This is a genomic window from Hamadaea sp. NPDC051192 (genome assembly GCF_040682475.1).
Taxonomy (GTDB): Bacteria; Actinomycetota; Actinomycetes; order Mycobacteriales; family Micromonosporaceae; genus Hamadaea; species Hamadaea flava.
In genome coordinates, this window is sequence record NZ_JBFBAZ010000164.1 from 1 (window position 1) to 15,549 (window position 15,549).

Below are 15,549 nucleotides of genomic sequence, written 5' to 3' on the forward strand. Positions count from 1 at the left end.
CGCGCGGGCCCATGTTGACGACACATCTGCATGTATCCGCGCGGCCCTTCATGTTGTCAAGCGTTGATCATGAAGAATTACGCATCAGGTCGTTAACTGTGGTCTCGCCGGTGTGTCGTGACCGGAAAGTCCATGATCAACGCACTGTCGCGCGCACCCCGGTGACGACTCCCCAGATGTCGCCCGTGCGGCGTCCGCTCAGCGGGCGTACGCGAGCCGGGTGAACTCGGCCGTGCCACCCAGGAGGTAGAAGTCGGCGACCTGGCTCAGGGCGATCCCGATCAGATCACGGTGGGGATCGGTGAACCACACCGTGCCGGAACCACCTTCCCAGCCATAGCGTCCGGGGGTGTCCGTGGCATCGTCCGGCGCCACCGTGACCGACATGCCGTAGCCCCAGCCCCGGCCGCCCAGCAGCAGCCCCGCCGAGCCGAGTTGTTCGGGGGTGAGGTGGTTCGTCGTCATCCGGCGGACGGAGTCGGCCGACAGCAGCCCATCGCCGTTCCGGCGCAGCATCTGGGCGAAGGCGAGCAGGTCCGGTGCGGTGGAGAGCAGCCCGGCCGAGCCGGACGGGAAGGCGGGCGGTCGCGTCCACTCAGCCGCACGCGACAGCGGCGACTCCTGCAACGGTCCACCCTGCAGGTCGCTCATGTAGGCCGCCGGAATGCGGTGCGCCGCCTCCTCGGGCAGCCAGAATCCGGTGTCGGTCATGTCCAGCGGCGCGAAGAGCCGTTCGGCGAGGAAGTCCCCCAGCGGCTTTCCGGCCGCCCGCGCCACGAGTACGCCGAGCACCAGCGTCCCCGTGTTGTAGCGCCAGCGCGTACCGGGCTGATCCATCAGGGGCAGTTCGCCGAACCGCCGGATCCACTCGTCCGGGTCCAGCGGCGTACGCGGATCGGGCACGTCCAGCACCAGCTCAGCGTCCCGGGCCGCCTCGATGACCGGGTACGCGGGCTGGAACGACGGCTCGGTGATCATCCCGTGCCCGAGCCGGAAGGTGAGCAGGTCCTCCACCGTGATCGGCCGCTCGGCCGGGACCGTGTCGTCGAGCGGCGCGTCGAGCGTACGCAGCACCCGCCGGGCGGCCAGTTCGGGAAGCAGCCGGTCGACCGGCTCGTCGAGGGCGATCGTGCCGTCCTCGACGAGCAGCATCGTGGCCGCCGCCAGGACGGGCTTCGTCAGCGACGCGATCCGGAAGACCGTGTCCGTCCGCATCGTAGTACCGCCGAAGGCGGTGTCGCCCGTCGCCGTCACCTCGACGTCGTCCCCGTACGCGAGGGCGGTGACCAGGCCGGGCAGCTCCCCTCGGGCCACCCGGCCGGTCATCGCGGCGGTGAGTTTCTCGTTCAGCGGGCTCGCCATGATCGCCTCCAGTCGTGAGTCTTCACCAAGGCGTCGCACGACGGACCCGGGATACGACATCCGCCCGGACTTTCTTCGGCCTCGATCCGGAAGCCGCGCCTCACTCCGGAAGCCGCGCCTCACTCCGGAAGCCGCGCCTCACTCCGGAAGCCGCGCCTCACTCCGGGAGATCGGCGATGAAGTCGGAGACGTCGAGGCTCGCCAGCCGCTCCGGGTCGGCGAGGATGTCGATCGCGACGATCCGCCCGTCGACGACGGTCATCCCCATGACCCCGTAGAGCTGGCCGGACGGCGGGATGTTGATCACGCCCATCGCCCCGTTGACCAGCGCCGGGCGGGCGTACTGGGCCATCTTCGAGAACATGAGCGCCTGGCGGGCGACCGCCTCGGCCCCGCGCACGAGCCGGGCCACGTCGAACGGGGCCGCGCCGTAGTCCGCCCTGAGCACCACGTCGGGGTCGAGCAGCGCCACCAGCGCCTCGAAGTCGCCGCTCCGCGAGGCCGCCAAGAACGCCTCGACCACCTCGCGCTGCCGGGCCAGGTCGCGATCGGGAGCCGGGGCGCCACCCTGGATCCGCCGCCGGGCGCGGCTGGCGAGCTGCCGCGTCGCGTCCGGCGCCCGGCCGACGATCGGGGCGATGTCGTCGAACGGCAGCGCGAACATGTCGTGCAGCACGAAGGCCAGGCGCTCGGCCGGGGTGAGGGTGTCGAGCACGACCTGAAGGGCCAGCCCGACCGAGTCGGCGAGCATCGCCTCCTGCTCCGGGTCGACGCCGTCGGCCGGGGCCACGATCGGATCGGGCACGTGCACGTCCAGCGACTCCTCCCGGCGGGAGGTACGCGAGCGCAGCATGTCCAGGCACACTCGGCCGACCACGGTGGTCAGCCAGCCGCCCAGATTGCGTACCTCGGCGGCGTCGGACCGGTTGAGCCGGATCCAGGCTTCCTGAACAGCGTCGTCGGCCTCGGTCAGCGACCCCAGCATCCGGTACGCGACCGCGCGGAGGTGCGAGCGGTGTCCCTCGAATTCGCCGGCGAGCCATTCGGTGTCGTTCATGATCACATTCTTCCTCTCCGTTCATCACCATGACGAACGGAGCGGCGCGAATGTGACCGGACTACTCGTGCTCGCTTGCGACTACTCGTAGTCGTCGTCCAGCGGAACGACCTGGGCCTGCTCGACGGCGTCGGCCTCGGGCACGTCGTCGCCGATCGCCGGCTCCACGGCGTCGTCGTCCTCGTCGAAGTCGTCGAACACGACGGGGAGGTCCTGTTCCTGGCGGTCGGCCTCGGGCACCTCGGTCACCTGGCCAACGTACCGAGAGTTGCGCCCGGCGTCGCGGCGAACCATCCGATTTCCCGGATCCGGTTGACACGCGTACGCCGCCGGGCCCATACTCAACTCATCGGTTGATTAACCGATCGGTTGAATAAGGTGGTCGCGGTGGATCAGCTCAGCACGGTGTTCGCGGCGCTCGCCGACCCGACGAGACGGGCCATCCTCGCCCGGCTCGCCGAGGGCGACGCGACCGTGAACCAGCTGGCCGAACCGTTCCCGATCAGCCTCCAGGCGGTCTCCAAGCATCTGAAGGTGCTGGAGCAGGCCGGGCTGATCACCCGGGGTCGTGACGCTCAATGGCGGCCCTGCCGGCTGGCGCCGGCTCCGCTGCGGGACGTCACCGAATGGGTAGAGACCTACCGGCGCTTCTGGGAGGCGCGCTACGACCGGCTCGACGACTACCTGCAGGAACTCCAGCAGACACCGAAGGAGAAGTGAGATGTCCGAGAACGCCGTTTTCCAGGTGGCCCCGCGCGGCGACCGTGAGATCGTCATGACCCGCGTCTTCGACGCTCCCCGCGAGCTGGTCTGGGCCGCCTTCACCGATCCCGAGCACCTGAAGCACTGGTGGGGCCGGGGCAATCCGATGACGATCGAGATGGACGCCCGCGTCGGCGGCCGCTACCGCTTCGTCGAACACGCGCCCGAGGGTGACGAGGCGTTCCGGGGCGAGATCCTGGAGCTGGTCCCGAACGAGAAGGTCGTGCAGACCTTCGAATGGGAGGGCCTGCCCGGCCACATCGCCACCGACACCATGGTGATGACCGAGGAGGGCGGCAAGACGCTCGTCACGACGACGTCCATGTTCATGAGCCAGGAAGACCGGGACGGCATGATCGCCTCCGGCATGGAGACCGGAGCCCGGCAGTCCTACGAGGCGCTGGACGCGTACCTGGCGAAGCTCTGAACCGGCTGGGAGCCGGCCGCAAGTGTGCCGCTCGTCACCGGAAAACACTTTGCAGAGACTGAAAGATCACTTGTAGCTTCGGCGGGGTGTCCATCACCCCGCCGAAGCCGTCGCTGGGCCGTCGCGATCTCAAGAAGCAGCAGACCCGTGAGGCGCTGCTCACCGTGACGCTCCGGCTCGCCGCCGAACGGGGCCTCGAACACGTCACCGTCGAGGAGATCTGCGCCGAGGTCGGCGTCTCCTCGCGGACGTTCTTCAACTACTTCCCCGCCAAGGACGACGCCGTCCTCGACGACAACGCTGCCGCCGCCGAGGAGATGTTGCGGCGGCTGACCGAAGTGCTCACCGAGCTGCCGGTGCTCGCCGCCGTGCACGCGTCCCTCGCCGCGATCATCGGCGAGATGGAGACCGATCGGGACCGCTGGCTGCTGCGGCTCACCGCCATCGAGCGCAGCCCCTCGATGCTCCCCCGGCTCATCGCGACCAGCGTGAAGACCGGGCAACAGGCCGCCGAGGTCATCGGCCGGCACCTCGGCGTACCGGCGGACGGCTATCCGGCCCTCGTGATCGGGGTGGCCGGCGCTGCCTTGCGATCCGCGATGCAGCGCTGGGCGGCCGGCGACGGCTCCCGGCCGCTCGCCGCCTATGTGGACGAAGCTTTCGCAGCCCTGGCCAACGGGCTGGCTGACCCTCAGCAACAACTAGAAGGAAGAGAATGACCACAACCACCGCGCCTGCGGACTCCCCCGAGACGGGCGCCGCGCCGCAAGCCATGTCGCGCCGTGAGGTGCTGCAGGCGCTGTCCGGCCTCATGCTGGGCATGTTCGTCTCGATCCTGGCCTCCACGATCGTGTCGAACGCGCTTCCGCGCATCATCGCCGACCTGAAGGGCAGCCAGTCGGTCTACACCTGGATCGTCACGACCGAACTGCTGGCGATGACGGCCACCGTCCCGCTGTGGGGCAAGATGGCCGACCTCTACAGCAAGAAGTTGCTCATCCAGCTGTCGCTGGGCCTGTTCGTGGCCGGCTCGCTCATCGCCGGGTTCACCCCGAACGTCGAGATCCTGCTGCTGAGCCGGGCCGTGCAGGGCGTCGGCGCGGGCGGCATGACCGCGCTCGCGATGATCGTCATGGCGGCCATGATCCCGCCGCGTGAGCTGGGCCGCTATTCCGGCATCTTCGGCGCGGTCTTCGGCGTCGGCACCATCGCCGGCCCGCTGATCGGCGGCGTCCTGGTGGACACCTCCTGGCTCGGGTGGCGCTGGTGCTTCCTGATCGGGGTCCCGTTCACCCTGACCGCGATCTTCCTGCTCCAGAAGACCTTGCACCTGCCGGTCGTCCGCCGCCAGGTGAAGATCGACTACCTGGGCGCCCTGCTCATCATCGCCGGCGTCTCCACCCTGCTGATCTGGTCGACGCTGGCCGGGCAGAAGTTCGAGTGGGCCTCCGGCTGGACGGCGATCCTCGTCGGGGCCGGCGTGATCCTGCTGGCGGCGGCGGTGTTCGTCGAGGCCCGCGCGGCCGAGCCGATCGTGCCGCTGGCCATCTTCCGTAACCGCACGGTCAGCCTCACCGTCCTGACCAGCATCTTCGTCGGCGTCGCGATGTTCGGCGGCACCGTGTTCCTGTCGCAGTACTTCCAGATCTCGCTCGGCAAGTCGCCGACGGTCGCCGGTCTGATGAGCCTGCCGATGATCTTCGGCCTGCTGGTCTCCTCGACCGTCGCCGGTCAGCTGATCACCAAGTACGGCCGCTGGAAGATCTTCCTGGTGGCCGGCGGTCTCGTGATGACGGTCGGCATGCTGCTGCTCAGCCGGATCGACGCGCACACGCACGTCGTCGTGCTGTCGGCGTACATGGCGGTGCTGGGCGTCGGCGTCGGCATGCTCATGCAGAACCTCGTGCTGGCCGCCCAGAACGACGTGCCCGCGCAGGATCTGGGCGCGACGACCTCGGTGCTGACGTTCTTCCGGAGCATGGGCGGCGCCATCGGCGTCAGCGCGCTCGGCGCGGTCCTCGCCAACCGGGTGACGGACATGTTCACCGAGAAGTTCGGGCCGATGGCCGGCGGCGGCGAGGCGGCCGTGCCCGACCTGAAGACGCTCGACCCGGCGATCCTGAAGATCGTGCAGCAGATCTACGGCGACGCGACGGCCGACCTGTTCCTCATCGGTACGCCGTTCGCCGTGCTCGCCCTGCTGACCGTGCTCTTCATCAAGGAGAAGCCGCTGCACACGCTGAGCGGCACCGACCGGCTGGCCCAGGAGCAGACCGACGCTCCGCCGCCCATCGCGGTCCACTAAGGATTCACCAGGAAACGCCGCCGGGGCTGCCCCCGGCGGCGTTTCACTTTTCCAGGAGCCAGGTCAACAGCGACCCGTCCCGGCCGATGAAGGTCGCTGCGCCGAGCGTACCGTCGGATTGAAGGCGACGGATGGTCCGCGCGGCCGGCTGGTTGCCCGCGAGCACATGGGCCAGGATCTTCCCACTGGCTGTGACGGCCAGGCGGTGCGCGAGCAGAGTCCCGATGCCGCGGCGCTGCCAGGCGTCCTCCACCAGGATGGCGGCCTCCGCCGGGTCGCCGACGAGACTGGCCATCGCCACGAGCCGCCCGTCGTGCAGGCCGCCGCCGGCTACCGCGACGATCGTGCCCGCCGTGAGCAGTCTCGCGAGCAGCGCGGCCGGCGGCGTGCCCGCGCCGGAGACGTAGCGGCGGTAGAGGCTCTCCCGTGAGCAGCGGCGATGCATCGCCAGCACCTCGTCGAGATCGGCGGCGGTCGCCTCGCGAACCGTCACCACCACCGGTTCTATGTCGAGCATCATAATGCGATCGTGCGTTATGATGGCCGTCATAGTCAAGGGGAGCGAGATGACGACCGACAGCCGCGAAAAGATGATCAAGACCGCTGCCTTCCTGTTCGGCGAGCGTGGCTACGCGGCGACCTCCTTCCAGGACGTCCTCGCGCGCTCCGGAGCGCCGCGCGGCTCGATCTACCACCACTTCCCCGGCGGCAAGGAGCAGCTCGCGGCCGAGGCACTGCGCTGGTACGCGGCCCGCACGCGCGACGCGATGGCAGCCGGCACCGCCGACGGTCCGACCGTGGAAGCCGTCGCGGGCTACTTCGCCGCCACCGCCGCCTGGCTGAAGAAAAGCGACTTCCGCGGCGGCTGCCCGATCGGCAGTGTCGCGCTGGACATGTCCGGCGACGAGCCGCTACGCGAGATCGTGGCGGAGGCCTTCGCCGACTGGCGGCGCATCGTCGAACGGTCGCTGCTGTCGGAGGGCTGCGCGCCGGACACCGCCCGTTCGCTGGCGGCGCTGGTGATCGCCGCGTCCGAAGGCGCGCTGATGCTGGCCCGGACCTCCCGCGACCTGCGCGACTACTCCGCCGTCACCACTCACGTACTCAACCACCTCCGCACCGTCCTCACCGCCGCCTAACCCGCCCTCCGATTCGGCGCTGGACCCCCGGCCCGCCCTCCGATTCCGCGCTGGACCCCGGCCCGCCCTCTGCTTCGGCGCTGGACCCCGGCCCGCCCTCTGCTTCGGCGCTGGACCCGGCCGCCCTCCGCTTCGGCGCTGGATCACGGATCTGGGTCGAATCTTGGGCCAAGGTTCGACCCGGAACCCTGATCCGGCGCATCCAGCGCATCCAGCGCATTGACGGGAGTCTTGTTCGCGGGAGCGCTCCCATGCCACACTGTAGCCCCGAACCCCTCCCCTTGCCTGATCTCCCACCGCCCGGCGAGGTCCCGCCCAGGAAAGGTCGAGGCCACACATGAAACGTGTCGCCCTGGCGAGCATCGCCCTGCTCGCCCTCGTGTCGTCCACTCTGCTGACGGCCCAGCCCGCGTACGCCGCCACCGGCCTGCACATCAGCGGCCGGAACATCGTCGAGGCCAACGGCAGCACCTTCGTGATGCGCGGCGTGTCCCACGCGCACACCTGGTACCCCACCCAGACCAGTTCCTTCGCCAACATCAAGGCACTCGGCGCCAACTCCCTCCGCGTAGTGCTCAGCGGCGGGCGCTGGACCCCGAACGCCGCCTCCGACGTCGCCAACGTCATCAGCCTGTGCAAGGCCAGCAAGCTCATCTGCGTACTGGAGAACCACGACACCACCGGGTACGGCGAGCAGAGCGGCGCGTACACGCTGGACCAGGCGGTCGACTACTGGATCGGGCTGAAGAGCGTCCTCGTCGGCCAGGAGGACTACGTCGTCATCAACATCGGCAACGAGCCGGTCGGCAACAACAACGCCGCCCAGTGGACCGACGCCACCAAGAACGCCATCACCCGGTTGCGCAGCAACGGTTTCCAGCACCTCATCATGGTCGACGCGCCGAACTGGGGGCAGGACTGGCAGTTCGTGATGCGCGACAACGCCGCCTCGGTGTTCGCCGCCGACACGGCCCGCAACACGGTCTTCTCGATCCACATGTACGGCGTCTTCGACACCGCGGCTGAGATCACGGCGTACCTCGACGCCTTCCAGACGGCGGGCCTGCCGCTGGTCATCGGCGAGTTCGGGTTCAACCACTCCGACGGCAACCCGGACGAGGACACCATCATGGCCCAGGCCGTCTCCCGCGGCGTCGGCTACCTCGGCTGGTCGTGGAGCGGCAACGGCGGCGGCGTCGAGTACCTCGACATGGTCACGAACTTCAACCCGAGCGCCCTGACGAGCTGGGGCCAGCGCATCTTCAACGGCGCCAACGGCATCGTGGCGACCGCCCGGGAGGCGGCGATCTACTCCGGCGGCACCAGCGACACCGTCGCGCCCACCACCCCCGGTACGCCCACCGCCTCGAGCATCACCGCGACCGGCGCGACGCTCAGCTGGACGGCGTCGACCGACAACGTCGCCGTGACCGGCTACGACGTGCTGAACGCGTCGAACGCCGTCGTCGCATCGTCGGTGACGAACTCCGTGACGCTCACCGGACTCACCCCGTCCACCCAGTACGCGCTGCGCGTACGGGCCCGGGACGCGGCCGGCAACCAGTCCGCGGTGTCGAGCGCCGTCACCTTCACCACGACGACCGCCCCGACCGGCACCTGCAAGGTGGTCTACACGGCCAGCCCGTGGACCGAGGGCTCCGGGACCGGCGGCTTCACCGCCAACATCGCGATCACCAACACGGGCGCCAGCGCCATCTCCGGCTGGACGCTCAAATTCACGCTCCCCAGTGGACAGACGCTGACCGCACCGGGCTGGAGCGCGACCTACACCGTGAGCGGCCAAGCGGTGACCGCGACGAACCTCTCCTACAACGGCAGCCTCGCCGCGGGCGGCTCCACCGGCATCGGCTTCAACGGCCGCTGGAGCGGCACGTACAGCAGCCCGACGTCCTTCGCCCTGAACAACAACCCCTGCACGACGTCTTGACGGCCGGTGGGCGGGCGCGCGATCGGCGAGGGTTTCGCGTCCGCCCGCTTCCGGGTACGCCCACGTCATGACCGATGACCAGACGACCGAGACGGTTCCGACGCGCGGCGACGGCCATGACGAGATCCTCGCCCTCGACACCAACGGCGACGGCAAGCCGGACCTGTGGGCGATCGACACCGACGGGGACGGCAAGCCCGACCTGTTCCAGTCTGATGTGGATGGTGACGGTCAGGTCGAGGTCACCATGGTGGACCTCGATCAGGACGGCACGATGGACATCAAGGTCGACGGCGACGGCGGCCATCCGCCGGTTTAGCGCACCAGCGGCCGGCCCGATGCTCGGGCCGGCCGATGCTCGCCTTCAGGATCAGCCCAGGGTCAGCCGGGCGATCCGGCCGTCCGCGCCGGACGCCCAGCAGGCGCCGTCGTTCGTGCACTGCACTCCGTGCAGGCTGCCGGTCTCGAACCGGTGCCAGCTCCGGCCACCGTCCCAGGTGATGTCGCTGCCGGTCGGGCCGACCGCGACGGCCACGCCCGGCACCTTGGTCCAGGCCACTCCCGATCGATACTCCCCTGGTACGCCGTCAGCCGCGACCCAGGTCCGTCCGCCGTCGGCAGTCCACGCCGCTCCGTTCGGCGCCGAGGTCGGGGCGGCGAAGTCGCCGCCGACCGCGATGCCGTGATGCGAGTCGCGGAAGGCCACCGAGTAGACGCCCGCACTGGGGCCGCTAGGGATGGGCGAATCGGTGACCGTCCAGGTGCGACCCCGGTCGGCCGAACGGAACACGCGGGCGGTCGCGCCGCCGCCGGTGGCGAACCAGGCGTTCCGCCCGGCGGTGCTGACGATGCAGGTGCCGCTCGCGGCGAACGCGAACTCCCCGGCCAGCGCGGCCGGCATGCCGTCGCCCGGCACGATCGACCAGCTGCGGCCGCCGTCGTCCGTGGACAGCAGCCGGAAGCGCCCGTCGACCGGGTCGGACAGGGCGAGCCCGTGCCGGTGGTCGAAGAACGTCATGCAGTCGTAGAACGCCGCCGGTTCGGCGTTGCGGAAGCTCTCGGTCCAGCTGGCTCCGCCGTCGGCGGTGGCGTAGATCCGGGAGTCGGTTCCTTCGCCGATCGACAGGATCACGGCGTGGTCGGCGTCGAACGCCTGGATGTCGCGGAACTGCAGTTCGGCCGTGTCCGGCGGGCCGACGTGCTGCCAGCTGCGCCCGCCGTCCACGGTACGCAGGACTTCCCCGCCGCTGCCGCTGGCCCAGGCGATCCGGCGGCTGACCGGGGACAGCCCGCGGAGACTGGACGTGGAACCGGTCGCGAAGTCCTGCCAGCCCGGCTGCGGCCGGTGGCCGCCGGAGGCGTATGCCGAGCCGGGGGCGAGGGAGGTGGTGAGGGTGGCCACCGCCACGAGGGAAACGATCGTCGTCAGACGTCTCATGAACGCCGAACCTACCGCCGGTGATCGATTCCCGCGACCGTCCGGGGCCCCCGCGGTGTCGCAAGATCTTCTAGGATGCGCGGATGCCGTACGTCGCTCGCCTCCGCGGAGCGCTGCCCGCCGTCCTGGGCAAGTTCGCCGCGGTCTCCATCGGTCTCTGGATTCTCTCGGCCACCATGCCAGGCTCGTCCGCCCTGCTCTTCTCCGTGATCAACGTGCTGCTGCTCCTCTTCATCGCCGCGTTTTCATCGCAGGTGATCCTCAGCGCCGTCTTCCGCGTACCGGCCATCCGGATCGGCCCGGACGGCATCGGGTTCCCGCTCATCGGGGTGGCTCTCCCGTGGGGCGAGATCAGCGCGATCGATGACGAGGAGCGGACTTCCGACGGTTCGGACCTCACGGTGTTCCGGGTGATCCCGGCCGACGACGAGGCCGTGCTACGGCAGATGCACTTCTGGCTGCGTCCTCGGGGACGAGAGAATCTCGCCCGCTACGGCACCCCGATCGCCTTCATCGGTGAGGCCTTCGACCAGCCGCTCCACCACGTGGTGTTCGCCGCCCAGCACGACCTCGAACGTTTCCGCGCACAAGCCGCGTGAGACGTGCACAGGCCGCGTGAGACGCGCTCCGGCCGCGGCGTGGATCAGAGGGGTTTGATGGCGACGCCGCCCCAGAACGCGTCCGGAACCTGCTCCGGCTCCCCGTCCGGCCGCCACTTCGCCACCGGGACGATGCCGTCGATCCGCCATTCGCCGAGCAGCCGGCCGAAGTCGCGGGGATCTCGCATGTGGAACCCCGGTCCCATCATGGCCAGCGCGTCCGGGTACGCCGTCAGTTCCAGCCCGTCGAAGTCGACGATGAGGAAGCTGCCCGTCTCGACCTCGGCGTATAGCTGGGACAGGGCACCGGCGAGCTGATCGTCGTCAAGGAACGCGGCGAGGCCGAGGAAGACGACGCCGACCGGCCGGACACCCCACCCCGGCAGGTACGCCGAAGGGTCGAACCCGCGCAGCGCGGTGGCGTCGGCCTCGGCGTAGTGCGCGTTCTCGACCATGGCGAGCAGCGCCGAGCCGTGCGCGACGATCTTCGGGTCGGCATCGGTGTAGAGGACGTGCGCGTCCGGGACGATCTGGTGGACGTTGCCCTGGCTCGGGATGCCGGCCCCGAACACCAGGAAGTCGGTGATCCCCTGGTCGGCGACGAATCGGACGGTCCGGCCCATGAAGGCGCGCAGCGACCGGAAGATCTCCGCGCACGGCCCGTACGCCTGCTCGAACGCCTCGGCGGCGGCGATGTCGACCGGGAAGTGGTCGTACCCGCCCAGCCAGAAGTCGATCATGCGGGCGGTGCTGGGCGTCGATGGCTGGACGGTCATAAAAGGCAACCTACCCGGCCAACGCCAGTCATGGAGTGTCCTGTCCCGGCACAATGGAGGCATGAGTCCGGAGGAACCGGAAGACCGCTTCGTCGGCGCCGCCCGGGTGCCGTCCCGGGCCGTCGACCCGGTGACCGCCGTTCCCGCCCCGGCGGCCCGGCCGCCGCGGCCCAACCGGGCGTTGTGGTTCGCCGGAGCGGGCGCGATCGCCGTCATCGTGCTGTCGATCGGCGTACTGGTGGGGTATGCGCTACGCCCCGCTCCGGTGGCGAGTCCCGGCTCGGCGACGAAGACCTCGGCGTCGCCGAAGCCGCCGCCCCGGGACTCCCCCAAGACGGTGACTCAGCGCTATCTGGACGCGGTCGTTGCCGGGGACAAGACGAAGAGCGACAAAGAGCTGTGCGGTCTGTTGCGGGGTGCGCCGCAGAACCAGACCGATCTCTCCCAGTACCACGTCAACGACCTGGTCACACTGGAGGCCCAGGAGGGCGAGGTCGACGGCAAGCGGGCCACGGTCGAGGTGAAGGTCGCGGTGCCGATCCTGGGCTCCACCAGCTTCACCGTCGATCTGGTCGACGAGAAGGGCGCCTGGAAGGTCTGCGGCTTCGGCACAGGCAAATGACAGCGGGGTTGATCAAATACGCCGACGGGCGCAAGATGACGCCATGTCCGAGACGACGGGGGTCAAGCCGCCCAGCCTATGGCGAAACAAGGCGTTCACCCTGCTGTGGAGCAGTCAGGCGTTATCCGATCTAGGCAGCTCGATGTCGAGCCTGGCGATGCCGCTGCTCACGCTGGCGATCACCGGTTCGCCGATTCAGGCCGGCGTGGTGGGCACCTCGGCGGCGGTCGTCCGGCTGGTCTGCCAACTCCCGGCCGGCGTCGTCACCGACCGCATCGACCGGAAACGGCTCATGCTCGTCGCCGACGCGGTACGGCTTTGTGCGTACCTTTCGCTTGGCATCCTGGTGCTGGCCGACCGCGTGTCGCTGGCGTGGATCGTGGCGATCAACATGATCGTGACGATTTTCCATGTGGCGCACGAGAACGCGCAGTTCGGCGCGGTCCGCAACGTCGTGCCGCTGGACCGCGTGCCGGAGGCGACCGCGCGGAACGAGGCTCGCGGGGCGGCGGTCTCACTGATCGGGCCGCCGATCGGCGGCGCACTGTTCGGCCTGGCCCGCGCCTTGCCGTTCTTCACCGACGCGGTGTCTTATCTGCTGTCGTTCATCGGCGTCTCGCTGATCCGTGAGCCGATGCAGCAGGAACGCTCCGAGCCGCGCGAGCATCCGGTCAAAGAGCTGATCGAGGGCGTGAAGTTCACCCTGTCCGAGCCGTTCCTGCGCGCGGTGCTGCTGATCGCGCCGCCGATCAACCTCGCCTTCAACGGCATGATCTTCGCGATGGTCGTCATCTTGCAGCAGCGGGGCACACCGCCCGCGCTGATCGGCACGGTCGAGACCATCATCGGGGCAGGCCTGCTGTTCGGCGCGCTGATCGCGCCGAGACTGGCACAGCGCGTGCCGATGCGGCGGCTCATCATCGGGATCACCTGGCTGGGCGCCGCGCTCATGGCGAGCGCCGCGCTGCTGACCGGCTCGATCCTCGTCGCCATTCCGGTGGCGCTCGCGATCATGCTCGGCCCGGCCTGCAACGCGGCGTTGTTCGGCTACCAGGCCGCGGTCACGCCGGACCGCATGCAGGGCCGCGTCATGTCCGTGATCATCCTCGTCGCCACCAGCCTCGCCAGCCTGGCCGCGCTGCTGGGCGGATCGCTCGTGCACCTGGCGGGCGGTCCGGTCACGGTGCTGGTTTTCGCGGGGCTCATGGCCGTCGCGGCGGTCGCGGCCACCATCAGCCAAGGGGTACGCGGAATGAAGCCGTTGTCGGAGCTTCAACCGGCGACCTAGTTCTCCCGCTCTGCAGTAACGGGATGGCGTGGTCCCGACGCGCCTGAGGATCACGCCATCCCAGTCTCATGGCAGCTGTCTTATGGCAGCTGGTTTTATGGCAGCTGGTTTGGCAGCTGGTTTTATGGCAGCTGGTTTACGGCAGCTGCCAGACCTGGTTGGCCGAGGCGTAGCAGGTCCAGATCTGCAGCCGGGTGCCGTCGGCCGAGCTGGGCCCGGTCGCGTCCAGGCACTTGCCCGAGTTCGAGTTGACGAGGGTGCCGTTGGACTGGGCCTGCCAGACCTGGGCGCCGGTGCCGTTGCAGTCCCACAGCTGGATCTTCGTGCCGTCCGCCGTGCCCGCGCTGGTGACGTCCATGCACTTGCCCAAGGCCCGGATCGTCCCGTCGGAGCCGACCGTCCACTGTTGAGCGTTGGTGCCGTTGCAGGTCCACAACTGGATCGCCGTGCCGTTGGCCGTGGCCGCACCTGAGACGTCGACACACTTGCCGCCATACCCGGTGATCTGCCCGGTACGCCCGGTCGGCGGAGTGGTGGTGCCGCCCGCCGCGTCGAAGATGGCCGAGACCAGCGACGTGGAGCCGGTCGTGTCCTGGGACAACTCCCAGTTCATGATGCCGCCGGCGTTGGCGACCGCCCACTGCGTCTTCCGCTTGACCGTGGGGATGCCGTTGTAACACTGCTGAGCGCCGCCGGCCGTAGTGCAGTCCCGGTTGGCGTTCGCCGGGTCCATCGCCACGAGTTGGGCGTACGTGTAGTAGCCGGGACGGCTGTAGAAGGGCACGCCGAGCACGGTCTTCGAGGCCGGCAGACCACGCGACTTCCAGAAGTTCGCTGCGGCGATCGACCAGTCATAGTTGGCGTGCGGGCTCCCCCCGTCGTACGCCATGATGTTCAGGAAGTCGACGTAGCCGAAGACGGCCGTCTCCACGCCGTAAGCCGTCGAGCCTTCCGACACGACCGCGGCCGTGAGCAGCTTGCCCCGGCTGTGCATCGCCGAACTGAGCGCCGACATCAGCTGGGTGTAGTTGGTCGCCGAGGTGCCCGGATCGGGGTACTCCCAGTCGATGTCGACGCCGTCGAGGGCGTACTGGTTGACGAGGTTCACGACGCTGTTGACGAACGTCGTCCGGCCGGTGGAGCTGCCGGCCAGGGTCTCGAACGCCGAGTCGTTGCCGTCGTTCCAGCCGCCGATCGAGATCGACACCTTGACGCCGTTGGCGTGCGCCGACGACACCAGCGAGGACAGCTTCGCGGCGTTGTCCACCGCACCCAGCGTGCCGTTCGAGTTCGGCAGGACGAAGGCGTAGTTGATGTGCGTCAACTTCGAGTACTGCACGGCGCTGACACTGCCCGACCACGACGGCATGTAGCCGACGCTGCGGAAACCGGCGGGCAGCGCTGCCTGCGCGGGAGAGGGGGCGGCCAAAGCCGTAGTGGCCAGCGCCGTTGTGACTACCGTCAGGGCGGCGGTGGCGCAGCGGCGCCACCAGGGGACGGATGTGGGCATCGAGGGTTCCCTTTCGCAGAGGGCCGGTGGGGCCGGCGGTCTGAGCGAGAAGCTTCTAAATATTAGGAAACCTTAATTAAAGAATCAAGTTAAGCTTTGAAATAAGTCTCACGTAGGTTCCGTGTGGTGCTTTCGCTCGGTTTTCGCTCGACGGCACCCCGCGTTCGCGGGCGGTGTCGCTGGTACGCCGCGCTGTCGCGGGCGGTACGGCGCTGTCGCGGGGCGGCACCACGCTGTCGCAGGGCGGCACCGCGCTGTCGCGGGGCGGCACCGCGCTGTCGCGGGGCGGCACCGCGCTGTCGCGGGCGGTCCGGCC

17 protein-coding genes are annotated in these 15,549 nt (G+C 69.2%); 10 read left to right on the forward strand and 7 right to left on the reverse strand.

Annotated elements, in window-relative coordinates:
- Positions 1 to 198: 198 nt before the first annotated feature.
- The 3 genes from AB0M47_RS37360 to AB0M47_RS37370 form a co-directional block, all read right to left on the reverse strand.
- Positions 199 to 1,362 (reverse strand): serine hydrolase domain-containing protein, encoded by a 1,164-nt coding sequence (locus tag AB0M47_RS37360; protein ID WP_363422628.1) that lies wholly within the window; start codon positions 1,360 to 1,362, stop codon positions 199 to 201.
- A gap of 157 nt (positions 1,363 to 1,519) precedes the next feature.
- Complete coding sequence (gene sigJ, locus AB0M47_RS37365) at positions 1,520 to 2,419, reverse strand: RNA polymerase sigma factor SigJ (RefSeq protein ID WP_363422630.1); 900 nt, start codon at positions 2,417 to 2,419, stop codon at positions 1,520 to 1,522.
- Positions 2,420 to 2,500: 81 nt separating this feature from the next.
- Positions 2,501 to 2,668 (reverse strand): hypothetical protein, encoded by a 168-nt coding sequence (locus AB0M47_RS37370; protein ID WP_363422632.1) that lies wholly within the window; start codon positions 2,666 to 2,668, stop codon positions 2,501 to 2,503.
- Between the two features lie 138 nt (positions 2,669 to 2,806).
- Between AB0M47_RS37370 and AB0M47_RS37375 the strand changes: the two genes are divergently transcribed.
- The 4 genes from AB0M47_RS37375 to AB0M47_RS37390 all read left to right on the forward strand — a co-directional run bounded on the left by AB0M47_RS37375 (position 2,807) and on the right by AB0M47_RS37390 (position 5,913).
- On the forward strand, positions 2,807 to 3,139 hold the full coding sequence (locus AB0M47_RS37375; protein WP_253752859.1) for a metalloregulator ArsR/SmtB family transcription factor: 333 nt from the start codon (positions 2,807 to 2,809) through the stop codon (positions 3,137 to 3,139).
- 1 nt (position 3,140) lies between these two features.
- Positions 3,141 to 3,608 (forward strand): SRPBCC family protein, encoded by a 468-nt coding sequence (locus tag AB0M47_RS37380; protein WP_363422634.1) that lies wholly within the window; start codon positions 3,141 to 3,143, stop codon positions 3,606 to 3,608.
- Between the two features lie 86 nt (positions 3,609 to 3,694).
- Entirely contained in the window at positions 3,695 to 4,327 is a 633-nt protein-coding gene (locus tag AB0M47_RS37385; RefSeq protein WP_363422636.1) for a TetR family transcriptional regulator, read from the forward strand.
- On the forward strand, positions 4,324 to 5,913 hold the full coding sequence (locus AB0M47_RS37390) for an MDR family MFS transporter (protein WP_363422638.1): 1,590 nt from the start codon (positions 4,324 to 4,326) through the stop codon (positions 5,911 to 5,913). The genes AB0M47_RS37385 and AB0M47_RS37390 overlap by 4 nt, the downstream gene beginning before the upstream one ends.
- A 43-nt stretch (positions 5,914 to 5,956) precedes the next feature.
- Here the strand turns inward: AB0M47_RS37390 and AB0M47_RS37395 are convergent, their stop codons facing one another.
- Positions 5,957 to 6,433 (reverse strand): GNAT family N-acetyltransferase, encoded by a 477-nt coding sequence (locus tag AB0M47_RS37395; protein WP_363422640.1) that lies wholly within the window; start codon positions 6,431 to 6,433, stop codon positions 5,957 to 5,959.
- Positions 6,434 to 6,479: 46 nt separating this feature from the next.
- Between AB0M47_RS37395 and AB0M47_RS37400 the strand changes: the two genes are divergently transcribed.
- From AB0M47_RS37400 to AB0M47_RS37410, 3 genes are all read left to right on the forward strand, one after another.
- Complete coding sequence (locus tag AB0M47_RS37400; protein ID WP_363422642.1) at positions 6,480 to 7,052, forward strand: TetR/AcrR family transcriptional regulator; 573 nt, start codon at positions 6,480 to 6,482, stop codon at positions 7,050 to 7,052.
- Between the two features lie 337 nt (positions 7,053 to 7,389).
- Positions 7,390 to 9,000: a cellulase family glycosylhydrolase gene (locus tag AB0M47_RS37405; protein ID WP_363422644.1), complete on the forward strand. Its 1,611-nt coding sequence runs from the start codon at positions 7,390 to 7,392 to the stop codon at positions 8,998 to 9,000.
- A gap of 67 nt (positions 9,001 to 9,067) precedes the next feature.
- Entirely contained in the window at positions 9,068 to 9,319 is a 252-nt protein-coding gene (locus tag AB0M47_RS37410; RefSeq protein ID WP_253752873.1) for a hypothetical protein, read from the forward strand.
- A gap of 51 nt (positions 9,320 to 9,370) precedes the next feature.
- On the opposite strand, the gene AB0M47_RS37415 is transcribed toward AB0M47_RS37410, so the two are convergent.
- Complete coding sequence (locus AB0M47_RS37415) at positions 9,371 to 10,438, reverse strand: oxidoreductase (protein ID WP_363422646.1); 1,068 nt, start codon at positions 10,436 to 10,438, stop codon at positions 9,371 to 9,373.
- Positions 10,439 to 10,521: 83 nt separating this feature from the next.
- Between AB0M47_RS37415 and AB0M47_RS37420 the strand changes: the two genes are divergently transcribed.
- Complete coding sequence (locus AB0M47_RS37420; protein WP_363422648.1) at positions 10,522 to 11,037, forward strand: hypothetical protein; 516 nt, start codon at positions 10,522 to 10,524, stop codon at positions 11,035 to 11,037.
- A 44-nt stretch (positions 11,038 to 11,081) separates the two neighbouring features.
- Here AB0M47_RS37420 and AB0M47_RS37425 read toward each other — a convergent pair whose 3' ends face one another.
- Positions 11,082 to 11,813, reverse strand: coding sequence for an SAM-dependent methyltransferase (locus AB0M47_RS37425; RefSeq protein ID WP_363422649.1), 732 nt, complete (start codon positions 11,811 to 11,813; stop codon positions 11,082 to 11,084).
- A gap of 61 nt (positions 11,814 to 11,874) precedes the next feature.
- Here AB0M47_RS37425 and AB0M47_RS37430 point away from each other — a divergent pair, with 61 nt between their 5' ends.
- Both AB0M47_RS37430 and AB0M47_RS37435 read left to right on the forward strand, forming a co-directional pair.
- Positions 11,875 to 12,435 carry a hypothetical protein gene (locus AB0M47_RS37430; RefSeq protein WP_363422651.1) on the forward strand — a complete coding sequence of 187 codons (561 nt, stop codon included), beginning with the start codon at positions 11,875 to 11,877 and terminating at the stop codon, positions 12,433 to 12,435.
- Between the two features lie 43 nt (positions 12,436 to 12,478).
- Positions 12,479 to 13,723, forward strand: coding sequence for an MFS transporter (locus tag AB0M47_RS37435; protein WP_363422653.1), 1,245 nt, complete (start codon positions 12,479 to 12,481; stop codon positions 13,721 to 13,723).
- Positions 13,724 to 13,859: 136 nt separating this feature from the next.
- Here the strand turns inward: AB0M47_RS37435 and AB0M47_RS37440 are convergent, their stop codons facing one another.
- A complete protein-coding gene (locus AB0M47_RS37440; protein WP_363422655.1) occupies positions 13,860 to 15,233 on the reverse strand; it encodes a glycosyl hydrolase family 18 protein in 1,374 nt (457 codons plus the stop codon).
- Positions 15,234 to 15,549: the final 316 nt, after the last annotated feature.